Source organism: Fimbriimonadaceae bacterium, assembly GCA_023957775.1.
Taxonomy (GTDB): domain Bacteria; phylum Armatimonadota; class Fimbriimonadia; order Fimbriimonadales; family Fimbriimonadaceae; genus JAMLGR01.
The window spans coordinates 236,286-258,163 of record JAMLGR010000003.1 but is presented as its reverse complement, the minus strand read 5'-3'; the positions used below and the strand labels follow the sequence as shown (position 1 = coordinate 258,163).

22 protein-coding genes are annotated in these 21,878 nt (G+C 65.7%); 17 read left to right on the top strand and 5 right to left on the bottom strand.

Annotation, left to right across the window (positions count from 1 at the left end; genetic code table 11):
- Positions 1–151 precede the first annotated feature (151 nt).
- Positions 152–1,723, bottom strand: a complete 1,572-nt coding sequence (locus tag M9921_04280) for a retropepsin-like domain-containing protein (protein MCO5296053.1) — start codon at positions 1,721–1,723, stop codon at positions 152–154.
- An 80-nt stretch (positions 1,724–1,803) separates the two neighbouring features.
- Between M9921_04280 and M9921_04275 the strand changes: the two genes are divergently transcribed.
- The 10 genes from M9921_04275 to M9921_04230 all read left to right on the top strand — a co-directional run bounded on the left by M9921_04275 (position 1,804) and on the right by M9921_04230 (position 12,057).
- Positions 1,804–3,513, top strand: coding sequence for a M3 family oligoendopeptidase (locus M9921_04275; protein MCO5296052.1), 1,710 nt, complete (start codon positions 1,804–1,806; stop codon positions 3,511–3,513).
- Positions 3,514–3,575: 62 nt separating this feature from the next.
- Entirely contained in the window at positions 3,576–5,141 is a 1,566-nt protein-coding gene (locus M9921_04270) for a M14 family metallopeptidase (protein ID MCO5296051.1), read from the top strand.
- Positions 5,142–5,179: 38 nt separating this feature from the next.
- Positions 5,180–5,641, top strand: coding sequence for a copper resistance protein NlpE N-terminal domain-containing protein (locus M9921_04265; protein ID MCO5296050.1), 462 nt, complete (start codon positions 5,180–5,182; stop codon positions 5,639–5,641).
- 27 nt (positions 5,642–5,668) lie between these two features.
- Complete coding sequence (locus M9921_04260; GenBank protein ID MCO5296049.1) at positions 5,669–5,863, top strand: hypothetical protein; 195 nt, start codon at positions 5,669–5,671, stop codon at positions 5,861–5,863.
- A gap of 60 nt (positions 5,864–5,923) precedes the next feature.
- Complete coding sequence (locus tag M9921_04255; GenBank protein ID MCO5296048.1) at positions 5,924–6,199, top strand: hypothetical protein; 276 nt, start codon at positions 5,924–5,926, stop codon at positions 6,197–6,199.
- Positions 6,200–6,242: 43 nt separating this feature from the next.
- The gene (locus M9921_04250) at positions 6,243–6,803 is read left to right on the top strand and encodes a peptidylprolyl isomerase (GenBank protein ID MCO5296047.1); all 561 of its coding nucleotides are present in this window, start codon (positions 6,243–6,245) and stop codon (positions 6,801–6,803) included.
- A complete protein-coding gene (locus M9921_04245) occupies positions 6,800–7,795 on the top strand; it encodes a carbohydrate-binding family 9-like protein (GenBank protein MCO5296046.1) in 996 nt (331 codons plus the stop codon). Before M9921_04250 ends, M9921_04245 begins: the two co-directional genes overlap by 4 nt.
- A 42-nt stretch (positions 7,796–7,837) precedes the next feature.
- Positions 7,838–8,380, top strand: a complete 543-nt coding sequence (locus tag M9921_04240; protein MCO5296045.1) for a thioredoxin family protein — start codon at positions 7,838–7,840, stop codon at positions 8,378–8,380.
- A gap of 40 nt (positions 8,381–8,420) precedes the next feature.
- Positions 8,421–11,489, top strand: a complete 3,069-nt coding sequence (locus M9921_04235; GenBank protein ID MCO5296044.1) for a hypothetical protein — start codon at positions 8,421–8,423, stop codon at positions 11,487–11,489.
- Positions 11,490–11,496: 7 nt separating this feature from the next.
- Entirely contained in the window at positions 11,497–12,057 is a 561-nt protein-coding gene (locus M9921_04230) for a DNA-3-methyladenine glycosylase I (protein MCO5296043.1), read from the top strand.
- Between the two features lie 3 nt (positions 12,058–12,060).
- Here the strand turns inward: M9921_04230 and M9921_04225 are convergent, their stop codons facing one another.
- Positions 12,061–12,885, bottom strand: a complete 825-nt coding sequence (locus M9921_04225) for a methyltransferase domain-containing protein (protein MCO5296042.1) — start codon at positions 12,883–12,885, stop codon at positions 12,061–12,063.
- Between the two features lie 83 nt (positions 12,886–12,968).
- Here M9921_04225 and M9921_04220 point away from each other — a divergent pair, with 83 nt between their 5' ends.
- The 4 genes from M9921_04220 to M9921_04205 all read left to right on the top strand — a co-directional run bounded on the left by M9921_04220 (position 12,969) and on the right by M9921_04205 (position 15,225).
- Positions 12,969–13,217 carry a hypothetical protein gene (locus M9921_04220; protein MCO5296041.1) on the top strand — a complete coding sequence of 83 codons (249 nt, stop codon included), beginning with the start codon at positions 12,969–12,971 and terminating at the stop codon, positions 13,215–13,217.
- Between the two features lie 18 nt (positions 13,218–13,235).
- Positions 13,236–13,520, top strand: a complete 285-nt coding sequence (locus tag M9921_04215; protein ID MCO5296040.1) for a redoxin family protein — start codon at positions 13,236–13,238, stop codon at positions 13,518–13,520.
- Between the two features lie 46 nt (positions 13,521–13,566).
- On the top strand, positions 13,567–14,529 hold the full coding sequence (locus M9921_04210) for a hypothetical protein (protein ID MCO5296039.1): 963 nt from the start codon (positions 13,567–13,569) through the stop codon (positions 14,527–14,529).
- Positions 14,530–14,664: 135 nt separating this feature from the next.
- A complete protein-coding gene (locus M9921_04205) occupies positions 14,665–15,225 on the top strand; it encodes a 50S ribosomal protein L25 (protein MCO5296038.1) in 561 nt (186 codons plus the stop codon).
- Positions 15,226–15,228: 3 nt separating this feature from the next.
- On the opposite strand, the gene ggt is transcribed toward M9921_04205, so the two are convergent.
- Positions 15,229–16,902 (bottom strand): gamma-glutamyltransferase, encoded by a 1,674-nt coding sequence (gene ggt / locus M9921_04200; protein ID MCO5296037.1) that lies wholly within the window; start codon positions 16,900–16,902, stop codon positions 15,229–15,231.
- Between the two features lie 83 nt (positions 16,903–16,985).
- On the opposite strand from ggt, the gene M9921_04195 reads away from it, so the two are divergent.
- Entirely contained in the window at positions 16,986–17,861 is an 876-nt protein-coding gene (locus tag M9921_04195) for an alpha/beta hydrolase (GenBank protein ID MCO5296036.1), read from the top strand.
- 67 nt (positions 17,862–17,928) lie between these two features.
- On the opposite strand, the gene M9921_04190 is transcribed toward M9921_04195, so the two are convergent.
- On the bottom strand, positions 17,929–18,258 hold the full coding sequence (locus M9921_04190; protein ID MCO5296035.1) for a DUF5658 family protein: 330 nt from the start codon (positions 18,256–18,258) through the stop codon (positions 17,929–17,931).
- An 86-nt stretch (positions 18,259–18,344) separates the two neighbouring features.
- Here M9921_04190 and M9921_04185 point away from each other — a divergent pair, with 86 nt between their 5' ends.
- Together M9921_04185 and M9921_04180 are read left to right on the top strand one after the other, a co-directional pair.
- Positions 18,345–19,991 carry a DUF389 domain-containing protein gene (locus M9921_04185; protein ID MCO5296034.1) on the top strand — a complete coding sequence of 549 codons (1,647 nt, stop codon included), beginning with the start codon at positions 18,345–18,347 and terminating at the stop codon, positions 19,989–19,991.
- Positions 19,992–20,091: 100 nt separating this feature from the next.
- Positions 20,092–20,568 carry a hypothetical protein gene (locus tag M9921_04180; protein ID MCO5296033.1) on the top strand — a complete coding sequence of 159 codons (477 nt, stop codon included), beginning with the start codon at positions 20,092–20,094 and terminating at the stop codon, positions 20,566–20,568.
- A 232-nt stretch (positions 20,569–20,800) separates the two neighbouring features.
- Here the strand turns inward: M9921_04180 and M9921_04175 are convergent, their stop codons facing one another.
- The gene (locus M9921_04175) at positions 20,801–21,766 is read right to left on the bottom strand and encodes a DUF3187 family protein (GenBank protein MCO5296032.1); all 966 of its coding nucleotides are present in this window, start codon (positions 21,764–21,766) and stop codon (positions 20,801–20,803) included.
- Positions 21,767–21,878 lie beyond the last annotated feature (112 nt).

The window sequence follows — 21,878 nt, the reverse complement described above, 5'->3', positions numbered from 1 at the left end:
TGGCACCTTTGTTGGAGCGGTACATCTCGGCACGCCCGTCAAGCGGGCGTGGCACCTTTGTTGGAGCGGTACATCTCGGCAAGCCCGTCAAGCGGGCGTGGCACCTTTGTTGGAGGCCCAGTGGCAACATGTGGCACCCGGTGGCACCCCGTCACGGCAGGGGGACGGGCCAGCGGCCGGACCTGGCCGGGAGGGGGGCGTCACTTTCCTGCACGAAGGCGATGCGCTGGTCGCCGTAGTCGAACACCATCGTGAAGGGCAGCAGCAGGTCCTGGCCGATGTTGCCGTCCAGGAACTCGTTGGCCAGCGCGTTGCGCTTGTCGGTCATGAACGTGACCTCCGGCTTCTCGAAGCGGTGTCCCGCCAGGTCGAAGTACTCGATCGTCCCCACCTTCGCGTTCATCATCCCGCCAACGCCACCGAGCATGATCGGCTTGGTCGGGCGGCCCTCGGCGAGTTTCGAAGCGAGGTCTCCCCCGAACGTCAGGGTTCCCGAGGCCCCCGTGTCGAGGCGGAAGAAGCCCTTGCGGTCCCCCTCGTACGTCGCCTGCACGATTGGGTGCTTGCCATCGAGAATCAGGGGTTGCCAGGCGCCCTTCGCCAAGCGAAACGAAACGGGGTCGTGGAGCTCCAGCCGGTTGTCCTTCAGCCCCAGCTCCACGATCGCGCGGCGGAAGACGTCGTAGCCGGCGATTCCGGCGATCTTCGTGCGGAAGATCCCCGAGAGCTGCGCCAGATCGATCTCGATGAACTTCAGGTCGCGAATGGTGGCGGGGCCGAGGGCGAACGTCTTGCTCTGCCGGAAGCTGCCCATCAGCACCCCGCCGATGCCCACCACCGGGACCTTCCCCACCTTCGGCATGCCGACCTCGTCCGCGACCTTCGGATCGACGACCATCGAGCCCGCGCCGCTGTCGAGGATGAACCAGCCCACGTCCTTGCCGTCCAGCAGCGGATGGACCAGAATGTGGCCCGTGAACGCGCGCTTGACCTCGACGGCGGCGGGAACGGCCGTGTCGAACGTGGTGTCCAACGCCTTCCACCCGAGGCTCGCAAATGGGTTCCGAACGAACGTGGGCGTGGGCTCGACGCGTTCGATCCGGATCACGTTCGTGAGGCCCCCTTCCGAGTTCTCGATGCGGAACGGCACCTTGCCCGCGATCGTCGGACGCCAGTCGGAGAACGTGGTGACGCTCTCGCCGGCATTGCTTTCATAGGATTCGGACACGGGGAGCCACGTCGCGCGGTCGACGGTGATCCGGGTCTTGTGGATCCCGCCGCGGAACCTGAGCTCCAGCTCGACGGTCGCGTCGCCGTCGGGCTCCTTGGGGAGCGAGATGTCGAACGGCGACTCCTTTCCCAGCCAGCGCCCGGTTTGGATCGCGACACTGGAGAAGAGCAGCTCGCGGTCGCGCAGGGCCAGCGACCGGGTCGCGCCGGTCCAGTCCGCTTCCCACGCGACCTTGCCGTCGAAGCCGTGCGCGTTGCCCAAATTGCCCGCGACCGTTTCGACAAAGTCGCCCGAGGGCGTGAAGATGCCACTGTACGACGACTCCTCGCCGAAATAGGTGGCCTTTCCCGTGCTTTGGAATCCTCGCGGCAGAGCCTCGAACTTCTCGATCTCCAGCGCGTGGCGGACGTTGGAGAGCACGACGTCCAACGGAACCTGGGCCGACCCGGATTGGAGGGCGACGGCAGCGGCGAATGCGGCGAGGAAGGGCATGGCTAAGGGTTCTACGTTCGAACGGGTCCAAGGGTGTCGGCTTTCCAGTGGCGCGAGGGCGGAAAGGGCGATAATGGGGCATGGAAACGACCCTTCCTTCGACGGCCCAGGAGTTCATGAGCTTGGAGTGGGATGCGATCGCCCCCCATTACCGGGAGCTGGAGAGCGCCGAATTGAACCAAGCCAACGTCGGGCAGTGGCTCTCGCGCTGGTCTCGGCTCGCCGAGATGGTGCGGGAGACCGAGCAGCGCCTGTTCGTCGCAACGTCGGTGAACACGGCCGACAAGGAGGCCGAAGCGCGCCTCAACGCGTACCTGGACGGCGTCTACCAGGAGGCGCAGAAGGCCGACCAGCGGCTGAAGGAGAAGCTCTTGGCGTCCGGGCTCGAGCCGGAAGGGTTCGACGTGCCGTTGCGCAACATGCGGGCGGAGGCCGAGCTTTACCGCGAAGTGAACGTGCCCCTTCTCGCCCAGGAGATGAAGCTTTCCCAAGAGTACGACCAGATCGTCGGCGCGCAAACCGTGGTCTGGGAAGGCGAGGAGATCCCGGTCGCCCGCCTCAATCCCGTGCTCGAGGAGACCGACCGCACCCGGCGCGAGAAGGCGTGGCGCATGATGGTGGGTCGAAAACTGGAGGACCGCGAGCGGCTGAACGAGTTGTGGAACTCGTTCTACGAACTGCGCGGAAAGATCGCCCGCAATGCCGGTTGCGACAGCTTCCGCACCTACAAGTGGAGGGAGCTGTTCCGGTTCGACTACTCGCCGGAGGAGTGCAAGCAGTTCCATGCGGCCATCGAGCGACAGGTCGTGCCCGCGGCCTCCCGCATCTACGCCCGTCAGCGGGAGGCCCTCGGCGTGGAAGCGCTCCGGCCCTGGGACCTCGACGTCGATCCCTCCGGCAAGGCGCCGCTCCACCCGTTCGAAAACGTCGAACGCCTGGTCGAGCGGAGCCAGGGCGTGCTGGCCAAGGTCGATCCCGAGTTGGGCGGCCAGTTCCGGCAAATGGCGGACGAGGGGCTCCTCGATCTCGACAGCCGAAAGAACAAGGCGCCCGGCGGGTACTGCACGAACTTCGACGTCGTGCGCAAACCGTTCATCTTCATGAACGCTTCCGGCGTGCACGACGACGTCCAGACGCTCCTGCACGAGGCGGGGCACGCGTTCCACGTGTTCGCGACGGCGCATCTGCCCTACGTCCACCAACTCGCCTACACCTCGGAGATCGCCGAGGTCGCGTCGATGTCCATGGAGCTGCTCTCGGGCCGGTACCTCTCGGACCCCGAGACGGGCTTCTACTCCGAGGCCGAAGCCGCGCGGGCGCGCATCAAGCACCTCGAAGGTGTGATCCAGTTCTGGCCGTACATGGCCGTGGTGGACGCGTTCCAGCACTGGGCGTACGAGACCCCTGCCCAAGCTTGCGACCCGGAGGCGATCGAGGCGAAGTGGACCGAGCTCTGGAACCGGTTCATGCCCGGCGTGGACTGGACCGGACTCGAGCTCGAGCGAGCCATGGGGTGGCAGCGGAAACTCCACATCTTCGTGGTGCCGATGTACTACGTGGAGTACGGCATGGCCTCGCTGGGTGCGCTCCAAGTCTGGCGCAACTCGCTCACCGATCCCGCGGGCGCCGTCCAGGCATACCGGAGGATGCTCGCCCTCGGAGGCACCCGCCCCCTTCCCGAGCTCTTCGAAGCCGCCGGAGCCAAGTTCGCCTTCGACGATGAGACGCTCGGAGAAGCCGTCGGTCTGGTGGAGCAGAAGCTGCAGGAACTCCGACCCATCGCAAGCTAACCACCAACCACCAACCACCAACCACCAACCACAAACCACAAACCACAAACCATAATCCGACCATGCTAGCCGCACTCTTCGCCACCGCCCTGATGCCGCCCCAAGACGCCTGGCCGCAGACGCGTGCCGAGCGGACCGCGTATCGCGAGACGTCGCACTACGACGATGTGATCGCTTTCCTCGAGGCGCTCGACAAGAAGGGCGCGCCCATCCGCATCACGTACATGGGCGTGAGCACCGAGGGGCGGAAGATGCCGCTCGTGGTCGCCGCCCGGCCGATGGTCTCCTCGCCCGAGGAGGCGCACCGGGCCGGCAAGGCCGTGGTCTACGTCCAGGCGAACATCCACGCGGGCGAGGTCGAGGGCAAGGAAGCCGCCCAGATGCTGCTCCGGCGCGTGTCCCAAGACCCGCACGGACTGCTCGACCACCTCGTGCTCGTCGTGGACCCGATCTACAACGCGGACGGGAACGAGAAGTTCGCGCCCGGATCGCGCAACCGTCCGGGCCAAAACGGACCGGACGAGGTGGGCGTGCGCACCAACGGACAGGGCTTCGACCTCAACCGCGACTGCATGAAGGCCGAGTCGCCCGAGATGCGCGGCGTGCTCGAGCACGTGTACGCGAAGTGGAACCCCGACGCGATGATGGACCTGCACACCACGAACGGCACGCGCCACGGGTACGGGCTCACCTACTCGCCGCCGCTCAACCCGAACACCGACCCCGAGATCCTGGCCTACAGCCGCGATCAGCTTCTGCCCGACGTGCGCAAAGAGCTGCGCGATCAGTACAAGTTGGAGACGTTCGACTACGGCAATACCGCGCGGCGGGACAGCGGGCAGGCGTGGCTGACCTTTGGCGAGGAGCCGCGCTACGTGACGAACTATGCGGGGGTGCGCGGCCGAATCGGGGTGCTCTCGGAAGCGTTCTCCTACCTTCCGTTCGAGGAGAGGGTGATCGCCACCGACCGATTCGTCGCCGCCGTGCTGGGTCGACTCGCCCGCGATGCCGCGAAGGTCATCGCGATGGCCAAGGCCGCCGATGCCCGCGCCGTGGCGTGGGGGAGCCATCCCGAGACCGCCCCTCAGCTCGGGGTTCGGTTCGAGATGGACCAGCGCGGAACCGAGGCCGTGCTGCTCGAGAAACCGGCCGAGCAGGGTGCCCCGCGGCGCACGGGCAAGCCCACGGAGTTCGTCGAGGCGAGCATGCCCATCTTCGACCGGTTCAAGACGTCGAAAGCGGCGCCGCTGCCGGCCGCCTACCTGCTGCCAGCTTCTGAAAAAGAGGTGGCCGCCCTGCTGCGGCGCCACGGAATCGATGTTCGCGAGCTCTCGAAGCCGTGGAAGGGCGAGGCGGATCGGTTCCACATCGCCCAGCGGAACCAAGACGCGAGCCCTTTCCAGGGCCACCGGCTGATTCGATTGGAGGGAACGTTCGAGCGCAAGACGGTGGAGTTCCCCGCGGGCAGCTTCCTGGTGCCTACGAACACGCCGCTGGCGGTTCTTACCTTCCACTTGCTCGAACCGGAGAGCCTCGACGGCGCGGCCGCCTGGGGCTTCTTTGCCGACATGCTCTCGGAAGGAACCGAATATCCCGTCGCGAAGCTTTGGAAACGGCCTGGCGCTTGACGTGCCGTTTCGGGCCGGAGAAGGAGGATGCAGATCCGATGCGTTGCTTGAAATCGTTTGCCGTTGGCATGTTGGTGTTGGGCTCTTTCGGGGCGGCTCTCGGCCAGTCCCCGCTCGCGGGTGAGTGGACGGGCGCTCTGACGATCGAGATTCCCGATCCGGCGAAGGCGAAAGATGCCGAGACGGCGAAGATGCGGGATTCGCTCCAGGCGATGGTCGCACAAGTCAAGGTCGTGCTCACGATGCGCGCGGACGGCACGTTCTCGCTGACCGCCACGCAACCGGGAAAGGAGAAGCCCGATCGTGTGGAGGGCAAGTGGACCCTCAAGGCGGACAAGCTCGAGATGCTCACGGTGACCCAAAACGGGGTCGCGCCCAAGGAGGAGGACAAGAAGGTCTTCACGGTCGCCAAGGACCGCAAGAGCTTCTCGACGCTCTTCGACGACGAGGGCGACGAGATGCGCGCCCGGTTGACGTTCACGCCCAAGAAACCGGGCTGAGCATGGAACAAACGATTCGGAGGCCCCATGGACCTACGAATCAAAGCCCTGCTCGGATTGGCCCTTGCGGCGGCCGGCTGCGGACCCTCGCAGCAGGTGACCGTCGGTGATCCGCACGCCGATCCCGGTGTGATTCGCCACGACATCGATGTGGCGCAAGGGGTGCAGACCGCCGCCAACCAGCGCGTCCACGACAACGACGCCGAGATCGCGAAGGAGTAGTCGCGCCTCCTTCCCAAAGGTCCCGCTCCTTGACGGAACCGGTTGTATCCTTGGAGTGCGATGCCTGACGAAATCTTCTTTTTGGCGCTTGCGTCTGTCACGCTCGGCACGGCTGTGCTGCTCGTGCCGTTTCTGCTGCACCACCAGCGGAAGATGGCGGAGATCCTGCACCAGAAGAATGCCAAGAGCGACGAGCTGTCCCAGCGACTCGACGCGCTGACCGACGCCGTGTACCAGTTGGCGTCCCGGGTGGATCACGCGGTGGGCAAGAACGGCCGCTCTTCCGAGGTGAACGACATTGCGGCGCGCCTCGAAGTGCCACCACGGCTCGGTTAAGGCGGCGCTGCGGCGCACGGGGTCAACCGGGTAAACCCCCGGCATGAGCGATTCACCCACCGAACTCGGCCCCACCGCCGCCCCGGGCGCCACCGCGCCCGCAGAGGGCGATGAGGTCGCGGTTCTCAACACCAATCAGGGCCGCATCGTCGTGAAGTTCTTCACCGAGAAGGCACCGAAACACGCGGAGGCCTTCAAGAAGCTGTGCCGCGAAGGGTTTTACGACGGGGTGCGGTTCCACCGAGTGATCCCCGGATTCATGATCCAGGGGGGCGACCCCCACTCGAAGAGTCCGGACCGCAGCCGGCACGGCACCGGCGGCCCCGGTTACACGCTTCCCGCGGAGTTCAACTCGATCCCGCACACCCCGGGCATCCTCAGCGCGGCCCGCACATCGGACCCCAACTCGGCAGGCAGCCAATTCTTCCTCATGCACAAGACCTCTCCCCATCTCGACGGGCAGTACTCCGTGTTCGGTCAGGTGGTCGAGGGCATGGATGTCGTCGAGAAGATCGTGCACCTTCCGCGCGACGCGCGCGACAATCCGCACGAGGAGAATCCCGCGATCATCGAGACCGCCCGCGTCGCGGAGTGGCCTGTTTGACGGAGCCCTCGAGCCGCTGGGCGCATCCGAAGGGCTACGTGTGCCTTCGCGCGCCCGGCCCTCCCACGATCGACGGGCGCCTCGACAAACCGTTCTGGGCCCATGCCGCGTGGACCGACGCGTTCGTCGACATCGAAGGCGACGCGCAGCCCGCGCCCCGGCATCGCACCCGCGCGAAGATGCTGTGGGACGAGCGCTTCTTCTACATCGGGGCCGAGTTGGAGGAGCCGCACGTGTGGGGAACCCTCACGGAGCACGACTCGGTGATCTTTCAGGACAACGATTTCGAGGTCTTCCTCGACCCCGACGGGGACAACCATCGCTACTACGAGATCGAGATCAACGCGCTGGGCACGGTGTGGGACCTCTTGCTGGCACGGCCGTACCGCAACGGTGGCCCCGCCATCAACGCGTGGGAGATCCCCGGTCTGCAAAGCGCGGTCGACGTCGATGGGACGTTGAACGATCCCAGCGACGAGGACCGAGGCTGGTCCGTGGAGCTGGCCCTGCCTTGGAAGGTGCTCGGTGAATGCGCCGGGCGGCCCAGTCCTCCCAAAGACGGCGATCGCTGGCGCATCAACTTCTCGCGCGTCGAGTGGCGCCACACCGTGGTCGATGGCCGCTACGGGAAGGTGTTGGGCCTCAAGGAGGACAACTGGGTCTGGTCCCCGCAATGGGCTGTCGACATGCACCGACCCGAGCATTGGGGCTACGTGCAGTTCTCCACGCGCGTGGAGGACGCCCCCGCCTTTGTCGAGGATCCGGCGTGGGCCGTGATCGCTCTGTTGCACCGCGTGTACCACGCCCAGCAAGCGTTCCGCGGCGAGCATGGGAGTTGGGCGCGCAAGCTTGCCGAACTCGGGATCGAATCCGTGCACGGTCTGGACATGGCGGCTTCCGATCTGCAGTTCGTCGCCTGGGCGGAAGCGGAAGGGGCGGGCCGTTGCACGATCGACCACGAAAGTTGCCTGCGCCGAACCAAGTTGCCGTAGATCCTTGGGACTTCTTGGCCCGGTCGTTGTAACATGGAGGAGATGGCTGTGCGTGGGGGGATGACGTTGGCCGGAGGAGTGGTTCTCCTCGCGCTCCTGTGCGGGTGCGGGGGAGGGCCGGTCGTTGGAAAGGCCACCAAGCTAGCGGTGCCGGCCGATTTCTACCCGCTCAAACCCAAGCCCGTGCCGGCCGTCTGGTCTTCGACGCTCGAAGAGGGTCTGGCCCGCGCCCGGCACGAAGGCAAACCGTTGCTGGTCTTCTTCGGGACCGACTGGTGTTTGAATTGCCGGGCTTACACCAAGAGCATGTTCCCGGAGGCCGAGTTCATCGAGGCCGCCAAGCCCTTCGTGCTGGTGAAGATCGACGTGGACCGGGACGAGAAGTTGGCGGACCGGTATGCGGTCAACGGCATTCCGGACGTGCTGTTCATGGACCCACAGGGAACGGTCTTGGAGCGGGTCGTCGGGTATCAGGCCGAGGGGCTCTACAAGTGGTTCCCAAGGGCACTGGAGAAGTTCGAGAGGGAGCGCGAGGGGGTCTCGAGATCCGCATCGAGGCAACCGACAGCCTCCCCCGCCGGGTAGATTCTCGGCATCGAACCCCGTCGGGTTCGAGGGTGGGTCCATGCAAACCGTTCGCAGCGTTTTCGTTTTCGTCATCGCGTCCCTCATCGCCTGGTCGACGCCTTCGGCCCTTGCCCAGACGATCGATCCCTCGCTCTACTCGGGTCTGAACTGGAGATCGATCGGGCCTTACCGCGGGGGGCGCTCGGTCGCCGTCTCAGGGGTTCCTGGGCGGCCCGACGAGTTCTACATGGGCGCGACGGGCGGTGGTCTCTGGAAGAGCACCAACGCGGGCGAGGATTGGCGCAACGTATCGGACGGGTTCTTCAAGACCGGGTCCGTCGGCGCGATCGGGGTCAGCCCGTCCAACCCCGACATCGTCTACGTCGGGATGGGCGAGACCGAAATCCGAGGCAACATCTCGCACGGGGACGGGGTGTACAAGTCCAGCGACGCTGGGAAGACGTGGACCCACGTCGGGCTCCAGGACACCCAGTCGATCGCCCGCGTGCGCGTGCATCCCAAGGACCCCGACACCGTCTACGTGGCCGCGTTGGGCCACGTCTACGGACCCTCGCCCGAGCGGGGCATCTTCAAGACCACGGATGGCGGCCGCACGTGGTCGAAGATCCTCTATGTGAACGACCGCGCGGGCGCGATCGACCTCTCGATGGACCCCTCCAACCCCGAGGTGCTCTACGCGAGCACGTGGGAGGCGTGGCGCACGCCGTACGCGCTCAACAGCGGGGGCGCGGGCAGCCGACTCTACAAGAGCGTCGACGGCGGCAAGAGCTGGAAGGACCTGACCCGGAACGCCGGGCTGCCGCCCGGCATGATGGGGAAGATCGGAGTCAGCGTGTCGCCGGTCGACCCGAACCGCGTCTACGCGATCGTCGAGAACCTGTCGGGCGGCATCTTCCGTTCCGACAACGCGGGCGACACGTGGGAGTTGGTGAACGACAGCCGCAGCTACCGCCAGCGCGCGTGGTACTACACGCGCATCTTCGCCGACACCAAGGACAAGGACACGGTTTACGTCCTCAACGTGGGATTTGCGCGATCGACCGACGGGGGCAAGACGTTCCGGGGGGTGAGGACGCCCCACTCGGACAACCACGACCTGTGGATCGATCCCAACGACCCGCGCCGGATGATCGAGGCCAATGACGGAGGCGCGAGCGTGACCACGGACGGAGGTCAGACGTGGACCGAACAGGATATGCCGACGGGCCAGTTCTACCACGTGTCCACCGACAACGCGTTCCCCTACAACATCCTCGGCGCCCAGCAGGACAACAGCACCGTCCGGATCCCCAGCCGCACCAACGGGCAGGGCATCACTCGGGACGATTGGACCTCCACGGCGGGCGGGGAGAGCGGCTACGTGGTCGCCAAACCGGACGATCCGGACGTCGTCTTTGGCGGCAATTACGGCGGAGCGCTTGAGCGGCTCAACCATCGGACGCGGCAGAACCGGGACGTCAACATCTGGCCCGACAACCCGATGGGCCATGGCGCCATCGATCTCAAACATCGCCTCCAGTGGACGTTCCCCATCGTGTTCTCGCCCCACGACCCCAACATGATGTACACCACGTCGCAGTACGTGATGCGGAGCACGAACGGCGGGCAGAGTTGGAAGCAGATCAGCCCGGACCTCACGCGCAACGACCCGTCGACCCTCGGTTCTTCGGGTGGTCCGATCACCAAGGACAACACGGGTGTGGAGGTTTACGGCACGGTGTTCACCGTCGCGGAGTCGCCGATCGAGCGGGGCTTGATCTGGGCGGGTTCGGACGACGGGCTGGTCCACGTGACGCACAACGGAGGCGGATCGTGGCAAGACGTGACGCCTTCCCAGATGCCCAAGTGGGGTTTGTGTTCGATGATCGAGCCGTCCTGGCACGCCTCGGGAACGGCGTACCTCGCGGTCGACAACCACGAGAACGACGACCTCTCGCCGCACATCTACCGAACGCGCGACGGCGGACGCACCTGGAGCGAGATCGTGGTGGGGATCCCATCCGATACCTATGTGCGCGTCGTCCGGGAGGATCCGCATCGCAAGGGGCTGCTTTACGCGGGCACCGAGACCGGCGTTTGGGTGAGCTTCAACGACGGGGATCGTTGGCAGTCCCTCCAACAGAACCTCCCGGTGGTGCCGGTGCACGACATCGTGCTCAAGGACGACGACCTCATCCTCGCCACGCACGGCCGTGGCTTCTGGGTGATGGACGACGTCACGCCGCTCCAGCAACTTCCCGCCTCCGCATCGAACGGGGTGCTGTTGTTCAAACCCAAGGCGCAGCCCTTGCTGCGATGGGGCGGTAGCGGGAAGGACGCCGGGGCGAACCCGCCCAGCGGGTTCCAAATCCGCTACATGCTCACCAAGGAGTTCGACTCGGTGGATCTCGAGGTGCTGGATCGCGACGGATTCGTCGTGGGGCGGTCGCGCGCGAATCCCTCGAAGGCGGGCTGGCACTCCGTGTCCATCTCGTCTCTGCAGTACCCGTCCTACCGGGGTTTTCCGGGCATGATCCTGTGGGCCGCGGGGCCCCGGCCGATCCAAGCGCCGCCGGGGACGTACACCCTTCGGCTCACCGCGGGAGGACAGGTGCTGACGGAGTCGATGCGCGTGCTGCGTCACCCGCAGGCCGAGGCGACCGACGAGGACCTCGTGGCCCAATTCGAGCTGTCGCGCCGGATCGTCGCGCGCGTCAACGATGCGAATGATGCCGTCGTGGAGATTCGGGACATCAAGGCCAAGGCGGAGAAGGCCGCCGAGCAGGCGACCGACCTTGGGGCCGAAGCCCACAGCCTCAGTGAGAAGCTCTCGCGGATCGAAGAGGAGATCTACCAGGTCAAGAACCAGTCGGGTCAGGATCCACTGAACTATCCCATCAAGCTGAACAACCGCATCGCCGCCCTGCTGGGCGTCGTCCAAGGGGGCGATTACCGCCCGACCGACCAGTCCTTCGAGGTGTTCAAGGAGCTTTCGGGCTTGTTGCAGGTGCAGTTGGAAGCTCTCAACCAGGTGTTGAAGGTCGATCTTGCGGCGTTCAACGAACGGCTCAAGGCAAAGGGGTTGGAGCCGATCGTGCCGGTCGCGCGCGGCGACGATGGAGGCTAGCCAAGCCGTGGAGCGATGCGCCTGGGCGCAGGGCGAGGCGATGGCGCGTTACCACGACGAGGAGTGGGGCGTGCCGTTGCACGACGACCGGCGGCTGTTCGAGTTCCTCGTGCTCGAGGGCGCCCAAGCAGGTCTTTCTTGGAGCACTGTGCTCAACAAGCGCGAGGGTTACCGGCGCGCGTTCGAGGGCTTCGACCCGGAGCGCGTGGCCTCTTACGGGGAGGCGGAGGTGGCGCGTCTGCTGGACGACCCGGGCATCGTACGCAATCGGGCGAAGATCCGATCCGCCATCCGCAACGCGCAGGCGTTTCTCGAGATCCAGTCCGCGTTCGGCTCGTTCGACGCCTACGTGTGGCGGTTCGTCGACGGCGCGCCCATCCAGAACCGATGGAGCTGCATGCAGGAGTTGCCGGCGACCTCTCCCATCTCGGACGCGCTCAGCAAAGATCTGAAGGCCCGGGGATTCAACTTTGTCGGGTCGACGATTGTGTATGCGCACATGCAGGCGACCGGGATGGTGAACGACCACCTGGTGGGCTGCCCCCGGCACGCGGCATTGGGTGGGTAGCGCCTAGGGTTTGGTCCAAACGCCCTGGACGACGCCGATCCGCTTTTCCTTCAAGTTTCTAACGATGTTCTTTGCCATTTCCGACCAGATGGGTCCGAAAAGCTGGTGCAACCCAACGGGGTCGGGCCCCCTGGCCGCGGAGGAGGCGATGCGCCTTTCAAACCACTCCAAGGCCTGCTCCGAGTCGTCGTTCCAAACGATCGGGACCAATCCCTGCTTCTCGAGGTGTGCCCGGATCCCGTCCGACGAACACAGGAAGCTGATGTCGGGTGTTCGGGCCCAAGGCACGGGGAAGTGCGGCTCGCCCTCCTTCCCGTAGATGTCGTAAAGAACGACCTTCCCGCCCCGCTTGACGACGCGCGCCATCTCCCGGTAGAGCGCCTCCTTGTTCTCGATGTTCATCGAGGCGTGCTGCGTCCACGTGCCGTCGAACGTCTCGTCGGCGAACGGGAGGCTGGTGGCGTCGGCCTGTTGGTAGCGGACCTGGTCGGACAGGCCCGTGCGGCGGGCCAATTCGGTGGCGATGTCGCAGTAAAGCGGGCTGAGGTCGATGCCGGTCATCCGAAGTCCGAATTGCGACGCGAGGTGGCGGGAGGGGCCGCCGATGCCCGAGCCGATGTCGAGGACGTGGCTCCCCTTGGGAAACGAGGCGAGTTTCGCCGTTTCGGTCGTGGACTCCCGCCCCCGGATGTGGAACTCGTCGACCGCGGAGAGATCCTCGGGCGCGAGATGGTCCGGGTCCTTTCCCGAGGCGCGGAGCCCTTCCAGGATCGATTCGAGGAGGCGGGGGTTTTCGTAGTGGTGCTGGATCTCTTCCGTGTGCGACATCAAGGCCTCCCCTGCCAAGCCCGACAGGCAAGATCTCATTGTAGGGGATGGAGGGCAAGCGGTGCCCTTATAATGGGTCCACCATGGCAAACAAAACGGTAGCGACGACCCTTGCCGTCCTCGCCGGTGTCCTTGCCGCAGGGTTCGGCGGCCAGGGCGACGGGTTCCAGCGCGAACGATCGGGTTCGACCGCGGCGCTCAAAGATGCGCTGGAGGGCAAAGCTCCTCCCGCCTTCACGGCGACGGAGTGGCTGAACCTGCAGGGCAAGGCCCCGACCTGGGAAAGCCTCAAGGGCAAGGTGGTGATTCTCGATTTCTGGGCCCACTGGTGAGGCCCGTGCAAGGCGTCGATGCCCCACTTGAAAGAGTTGAATCGACGCTACAAGGACCAGGGTCTGGTCCTTATCGGCATCCACTCCGACCCCGACGCCGCGAAGATGAAGGCCGCGGTGAAGGAGAACGGCTTGGATTATCTGATCGCGCAGGACGGGGAGAAGAAGACGATGCGGGCGATGCACGCGGACTCGTTCCCCGACTACTACCTGATCGACCGCTCCGGAAAGCTGCGCTTCGCGGACCTTGCGAACGCCGAGCTGGATCGGGCCGTCGAGGTCCTGCTCAAGGAGAAGGGGTAAAGGCAACCGGGCATCGGAAGGCCCCGGCGTTCTAAAATAGGGGTCTATGCCGCTTTCTGGAGTTGCTTCCTACATTCCCACGCTGGATGCATTCGCCAAGCATTGGGAACAAGTCAACAAGGCGTCCTCGAAGGATCTGGTGATTCGAGGGGCGACCTTGAACCACTTGGCCGCGCTTCGACAGTCGCTGATCATGGCGCTGAACGACGTGGTCTCGAAAGAGAATGTGCGCTTGGTCGCGTCGGGCGATCGGGACATCAAGGCAGCGGAGATGCGGGAGCGCTTCAAGCAGTTCAAGGAGGTGGTGTCCCGAAAGCCCCTCTCTAAGCCGTACAAGGAGGCCCTGCCCAAGCTCCCCGCCCGAACCGCGGGGGACGAGGCGATGATCGAGGCCGCGGAGAGCGTCATCCAGATCTGGGCGGTCGTCAATCGGAACAACCCGGCCGTGCCGAAGTTCCGCCCGCCGTTGGTTCTGGAAGGCGGGTGCACGCTCGAGCACTTTGGGTACGAGCTTGCAAGCTACCGGCAGTCGTGCCGCGCGGCGGAATCGGCCGACCGCAACGCGCTCTACTCCCGCGACATGCGGGGTCAGGTGATGGGGCAGGTCGCCAAGCTGCTCAAGCTCTATTCGGCAGCGGCCATCCGCCTTCTCGGCGAGGACCACGAACTCGTCAGGACGATTCCGGATGCCGAGCCAAATCCCGACAAGTTGCCCGCGGCCCCCGAACTCGAGGGGGAGTGGAACCCGGCCACCGAGAAGGTGGAGTTGCGCTGGACCCATCCCGACCCTTCGTCGCTCAAGCGATTCAGCCTGAGGTACCACCCGGGGCCCCGGTACAAGATGGAAGAGGAAGAGTCCGTCGAGTCGATCCCGACCGATCGCACGAGCATGGAGGTGGCGTACGGCCTGGCTGCGCCAGGGAGCAGCTCGACGTACAAGCTCTACGCGGTCGCCCCCGACAGCGGTGAACAGGGAAGCAACACGATCCGCATCGTCCGTCCCTCGTAACCCGGGTTTGTGGTGGGGGAGCACGCCCGTCCGCACGTCTCCGGTTTGGCCTCGGGGGCCTGAACGGGTATAATGTCGAATGTCCCTATGCGTCCCCGACGCCCTGACCATCCTTAGAGGAGGTATACAGTACTTATGGCAGTAGTGCCAATCGAGCCCCGATCCGACGGTGCATCCACCAACCCTCAGAATCCGCGCAAAGAGGGTTTCTTGCCCATGGCCCTGGTCGACAAAGACAACGAGACCGCCCTGATCCAGGCCAGCGTGCTTGAGGTGAAGAAGGCCCTGAAGGAGACGCATGGCGTCGCCTTGTTCCAAGTCCGCATGCCGGAGGACGATTCCGAACGCACCGTGTTGGTGAAGAAGGTCGACCTGGAGCCCGGAAAGAAGCGCATCACGCACATGACCCTTCAAGAGGTCGCCCCCGACGATGTCATCCGCATCTCCGTGCCGATCGAGGCGGTGGGCAAGCCCAAGGCCGTCGAAGCGAAGGAAGGGGTCTTGGAGCGGCCGGTCAGCAGAGTTCGCGTTCGCTGTTCGGTCTCCTCGGTGCCGATGTGCATCGAAGTGCCCATCGAGGACATGAAGGTCGGCGCCAGCATCACCGCCAAGGAGATCGACCTCCCCGAGGGAGTCGAGCTTGTGGCCAACGAGGACGCCGTCCTCTTCAACGTCAAGGCTGTCGCCGAAGCCTAAGACTCAGTATCCGACCGCCGCTCCACCCGAGCGGCGGTCGCACCACCCGGCGAGCGTCCCGTCCGCCAAACGCTCGATGCCTGCGGCAATGCCGATCGAGCCCGTCGGGGCCATCTTGTAGCCCATCGCCTTCAGCGCCTCCACCACGTCCGGGGCGAGGAAGTTGCGCTCGTAGGAGATTTCGTCGGGAAGCCACTGGTGGTGGGCCCGGCCCGCATCGATGGCATCGCGGATGTTCATTCCGTGCACGGCCATGTTGAGGAACACCTGGAGCACCGTGGTGATGATCGTCGAGCCGCCGGGGCTGCCCACGGTCATGAAGAACTTGCCGTCCTTGAGCACGATCGTCGGGGTCATCGACGACAGCATCCGCTTGCCGGGCACGATCTCGTTGGCGCTCGATTGCACCAGGCCGTAAAGGTTAGGCACGCCGGGTTTGGACGTGAAGTCGTCCATCTCGTTGTTCAGGAGAAAACCCGCGCCTTCGACCGCGGCCCCCATCCCGTAGCTGCCGTTGAGGGTCGTGGTGATCGCGACGACGTTGCCATCGGCGTCCGCCACGGTGTAGTGGGTCGTTTCGGTGGACTCGGCGTCGCCGTGCGCGACCCCGGCGCTGTTGCCCGCCCTCTCTTTCGGCATCTGCTTGCGTCGTTCTGCCAGGTACTCGGGGGAGACCAGGCGCTTGAGAGGCACCTCCACGAAGTCGGAATCTCCGAGGAAGTGGTTGCGGTCCGCGTAGGCGAGCCGCTCGGCCTCGGTGAGCTGTTGAATGGAGCGCGAGGAACCCGGGCCGAACGCACGGATCTCCTCCAAGTCGAGCATGCCGAGAATCTGGGCGATCGTCACGCCGCCGGAACTCGGAAGCGGCATCGAGACCAGGCGGTAGCCCCCCGCGTCGGTCACGAACGGTTCGCGCCACTTCGACCGGTAGGCCCGCAGGTCGTCGTGGTCGATCAAGCCCTGGCCGCGCCCCATCTCGGCAACGATCAGGTCGGCGGTCTCCCCCTCGTAAAACCCCGCCCGGCCCTTGTCGGAAACGAGGCGGAGCGTCTTGGCCAGATCGGGCTGCCGAAGGATCGAACCGAAAGCCGGAGGGGCTCCGTTCGGATAGAACGCGCGAAGCGAGCCCGGGTGGCTCGCCAAGCGCTTCTGGGCGCTGCGAAGGGAATCTGCGAGCTCCTTCGAGACGGGGAAGCCGTCGGAGGCGAGGGCGATGGCGGGGGCCAGCACCTGCGCTCGAGGCAGGCGGCCGAAGCGGGCGTGCAGGGTGAGGAGCCCGTCTACCGAACCTGGGACGCCGGCGGCGAGGTGCGTATCGAGACTCCTTCGCGGGACCACGTTGCCTTCGGCGTCCAGGAACATGTCTTTGGACGCCTTGCCGGGAGCCTTTTCGCGGAAATCCAAGGTGGACGTGGCGCCATCGGCCGAGAGGCAGACGGCAAATCCGCCGCCCCCGAGGTTGCCGGCTTGCGGGTACGTCACCGCGAGGGCGAACCCCATCGCGGCGGCCGCGTCGTACGCGTTGCCGCCTTGGCGTAGGATGTTCGCGCCCACGCTCGCGGCGGTCGGGTCCACGGCGACCGCCATCCCTTGCCGCCCGTAGACCGGATGCGACTGGGCGGCGCCGGTCGCGATCAAAACCGACGCGAGAAGTCCAGCGAGTCCTGTTCGAAGCATCGTTCCCTCCCGAGGAGACTCATAGTACACCTCCCGAAGCCCTTCGACGAAACCCGCTCGGGCGTCCCCGCGTTAGGAAGGGCGTGAGCCGTGTCGTCCCGTTTGTCGTCGTGTTGGGCCTGACCTTGGGCGTTGCCGGTTGCCAGCCCCCGCTCAAGGCCGAGGTGCTGTTGGATCAGCCGTACGTGGCCGGCGGCGGCGCCAAGCAGCAACTGGATCTTTATCTGCCGGCCCGGGAGCACTACCCGACGGTGGTCTTCGTGCACGGCGGGGCATGGGTCATGGGAGACCGCAAGGACGCCGCGAACGGCGCGTTGGCGCGCGCGTTGCAGGCCCAAGGGGTGGCGTGCGCCCTGGTGAGCTATCGATTGGTGCCCGAGGCAATGCCCGCCGACCAGGTTCGCGACGTGGCGGCCGCGTTTGCCTGGGTCCGATCGGAGGTCGCAAAGAGGGGCGGCGATGGGCATCGGGTTTTTCTGGCCGGGCACAGCGCGGGCGGACACCTTGCGGCGATGGTGGCGGGAGACCCCGCCTTCCTGAAGGATCAGGGGCTGTCTCCCGCCGACGTCGCGGGGTGCGTGACGATCGGCGCGCCGCTGGTGCTCAGCCTCGACAAGTCGCAGCTTTCCGAAGCGCTGAAGGACGCGCCGGATTGGGCGCAATCCCTGGCCAATTCGCTGGGGCCGATCGCCTCTGCGCTCAACGGTCTGGACCCATCGGTGTACGTAGGGAAGGGGAAGCCCAAGATGCTCGTGATGGTGGCCGACGGCGATTACGCGGCCATCCGCGCCCAGGCCGCGGCGTTTGAGAAGGCCGCGAAGGGCAAGGGGGGCCTGGTCGAGACGTGCGTGCTCGTCGGTCGCGACCACCTCAGCGCGCTCTCCAAGATGCCGCTGGCCGGCGATCAGGGCCTGAAGCGGCTCCTCGCCTTCATCGGCGAAACTCCGCCGGCGCGCTGAACCGAAGCTTGGGGGTCACGCCCGTCAAGCGGGCGTGGCACCCTTTCTCGCGCCCGTACTGGTCCTGCTAGCCGGCTCCCATGCGCTGGAACAGGTACGCCAAGTGGTAGAGCGCCACCCCCACCATCAGCACATTGCCGAACCGCAGCACGTGCCGGGCGATCGGCCGCTCCCACAGTTGCGTCGCCACGCAGCACACGAGCAGCGTCAGGCTGAGTTTGACGAAGTCGAAAAGCCCGTATTCGATGAACCAGGCGAGGGCGGGATTGCCTTCGCGCGCCCCATGGCTGAGCGCCGCCAAGGTGAAGCCGTAGTCGGCCACGCTCAGCGCCGCATACAGGACGATCGCAAACGGCAGGGTCGCGCTGATTCGAGTGCTGGACGACGTGTTGGCCACCGGGATGTTGATTCCGCATTCGGGGTGGCCGAGGGCCTGTCAAGAGTGAGGGTCTCGACCGTCCATTCCGGGCAATAATGCCCAGTATGCAATCCCCTTCGACCTCGCGAAAGCGCGTCGGCATGCTGATTCAGATGCCGCGGGAAACGCGCGTCGCGATTATCGAGGAGATCGAGGAGGGGAGTTCTCCGTTCCTTCGCTACTGGGTGATGGTGGCCCTGTCCACGACGATCGCAGCCTACGGACTGTTGTCGAACAGCGCCGCGGTGATCATCGGCGCCATGCTCGTCGCGCCGCTCATGGGGCCCATCTTCGGCATCTCGCTCGGTCTCGTGATGGGCCACAACCTGCTGTTGCGCAAGGCGTTGGTTGCGGAGGTGCTCGGCGTCGCCTTGGCGATCGGCATCGGTTGGGCGGTGGGCGTGCTGCCGCTCAATCTTGGGGTAAGCCAGGAGATGCTGGGAAGGACCGCGCCGACGCTCTACGACCTTCTCATTGCCCTGGCGTCCGGTCTGGCGGGTGCCTACGCGACGGTGAACGTGAAGATCAGCAGCGCCCTGCCCGGCGTCGCGATCTCGGTCGCCCTGGTGCCGCCCTTGGCGACGTGCGGACTCTTCCTCGCCCGAGGCGACACGGCCCACGGTTTTGGCGCGTTCCTGCTGTTCGCGGCCAACTTGTTTGCGATCCACCTCGCGGCGAGCGGGATGTTCTTCATCCACGATCTGGGGAGCCAGCGCGAATTGCGAAAGTTGGGTCTGGGCAGATTCGTCCTGAAGTTCCTGCCAAGCTTGATCGCCCTCGGGATCATGGGGGTCTTCCTCACGAAGACCCTGACCCAAATCGCCACGTCTCGACAGGTCCAGGCCACCGTGTCGTCGGTGCTGAGCGAGGAGATCGGGCTTCGAACCGGCGGCAACCTCGAACGGGTCTTGGATCTGCTGCCACAGGGCGACGGGTACCGGATCGTCGCCGTGGCCCTGACCCCGCAGCCGTTCGATCCAGCCCAAGTCAAAAGCATCGAGGCCTCTTTGGAGAAGGCCCTCGGAAAGCCGGTCGACCTCGTCATGCGATCGCTCATTTCAAAGGACGCGGACCGTGCCGGGCAGGTGTACCACACGGAAGCCGAACGGGAGGCCTCGTTCCGAGTCAGCGAGGAACAGAAGCTCCTCCAACAAGCCACGCAGGCCGTGCGCAAGGGCCTTGCCGACGTGGCGGGCGCGAACCTGGAAAGCCTCTCGAGAAGCGACGGCGAGGGGACCCCCACCCTCACCGCGGTCGTGCGGACGCCGACGGCGATCGCTCCCGATCAGGTGGCGACGCTCCAGCAGGACGTTGCCGGCGCGGTGGGACGCGAGGTGCGCTTGCTGGTGCGCTCCGTGCTCACGCGGGACGCGGACAGCCAGCGGTTCATCTACGATCCGGAACCCGAGAAGGCGCCGGAACTGACCCCGGCGGAGGTGGCCCTGCGCCAACGGGTGACGTCCGTGATCCAGCGCCGATTGGGAGTCCTGCCAGGGGCGGCGATCGTCGAGATCAAGGTCAATGGAGGGCCCCAAACCGTCGACGTCGAGGTGACCGTAGAAGCGCCCGAGCCCGTGCGCCCCGAGGCCGTCGCGCCGATCCAGAGCGACCTGGTGCGCTTTGTCGATCCAAGATTGCGCCTGACCGTTCGGACGCACGTGGTCGGGGTGGCGACGGCCGGTGGGTGGGTCGATTCCAGCCCCGACCAGTAGCGCAACTCTGATGTAGAATGACGGGACTGCCTGTCGCCATGCGCCACAAGGGAACTCTTCCTCGTGGCCGGGTGCCAAGGGCTTGAACGAGGTGAAGAAGATGATTCGATGGCTGATGGTGGCCGGTCTGGCCGCAATGACGATGGCTGCAAGCGCTCAGGACTGCTGCGAGAAAAAGGTGGTCGCCCAGACTGCTCCCAAGGCGTGCTGCACGAAGGACCAAGGCAAGATCGTTGCCCAGGTCAAGCAAGACAAAGAGTGCTGCGCATCCCCCAAGGCGGACGATCGCGAGGCCGCCTTCATGGCCGAGGCCCATCGCATGATGGCCGCAGCGGAAATGAAAGCCAAGGGCACCGAGGAGTGCTGCCAAAGCACCGCCGAGAAGCCGATGGCCAAGGGCGATCCCGGATGCTGCAACGCCCCCGGCGCTCCCGCCAAGTTCAAGGTCTTCGTCGCGGGCCAAGGGTACAAGTTCTTCGGCTGCGAGGACTCCGCGGGCCAGGGTCGCAGCGCTCTTCTCGCCGAAGGGAAGGTGGTCGGCAAGGTCCAGAAAGTCACCAGCAACGCCAAGATCTAGTGTAGTGTCTCACTAGTTTCCCAGCGGGCCGTGGCGAAAGGCGCAAGAGGCACCCCTCGCCCCTCCGGGGGTGAGGGGCTGGGGGTGAGGGGTCCGGATCGCTGGAATTGAAGCTGAAACCGCGCCAAAACGGGCCCCTCACCCCAACCCCTCTCCCCCAGAGGGGCGAGGGGCCCGGAGGGCCCAACCGGGGCCTCGCTGCCCTGAGATTATTGAGACGCTACACTAGCAGCTACCGTCGCGTCACGAACCGCACTCCCACGGTGATATCCGGTCCCGTGTTCGCCCCTTCGGGCCACGCTCCGGAAAAGAGATCGCGGTCCTCGGAGAAGAAGAGTTCGAGAGCGCTCCCTTCGTCCAAGCGTCGACGGTAGGCGAACGTGACCAGGCGGTGGGTCGCGTCCGATGCCGGAACGCCCGTTGACAAGGGCGCACGTTCGCTCTGCCACTGCACGATCCACTCGTCTCGCGAGTTGGCCCGGTGCATCAGGGCCAGGTACTCCTGATCGGCCCACCCTCGGGTTCCGTCCAGTTCGGTCGCCGGCGACTGCAAAACGAGCCCCGCTCCGGCGAACGCGGTCCACGTGCCGCCGAGCGGGCGTCGCCAATCCAGCATCACGCCGGCGTCGATTCCGCCGGAGCCCATCAAGCGCCTGGGATCGCCGGTGGGCAACTTCAGGGCGGCGCGGGCGACCAGGTCGCGACCCATCGCCTTGGCCGCAAACACGCTCACATCGCCGATGCCCGAGGCCGAGCCGAAGGTGCGCGAACCCGGCAGCTCGACCGCCGAGTGCCCAAAGGGGGCCGCGTCTCGGTCCGGGTTGCTCCAGTGCAGCACGTTCGCGTGCCACCAGTCGATCATCGGATCGAGGAACCCGCCCCCCCGCGAAAGAAAGGGGAGCTCAAACCCCCACTCCGCACCGTGTCCGAGGGCTTGCCTTTGCGTCCATGCCAGCCGGGTGGTCTCTTGGTCCTCCGAGACCCGCAAGGGCCCTCTCGAAACGTCGCGAAAATCGTTGGCCACCGTTAGGGCGACCGTGTCCTCGCGGCCGGTGCGGAGGACCCCGAACCGAGGCTCGAAGCGAAGAAACGGAAGAGCCGGCGCCCGGTGGTTGCGCGTGGCGAGGGGCCCGAAGTCCTGGGGGCCTTGTGCCACCGCCCCCGCACAAGCAATGATCGTCAGGATTCCCGGAAACACCCGCAGACAGTACCCCGCCGCGCGCGGGGCGGCACGGCCAGGAGGGGGCGATTCGTGCTGGATGCGGTGGAGGGTATATTTCGCACAGAAATATGAAAAGTGTGATTTTGGG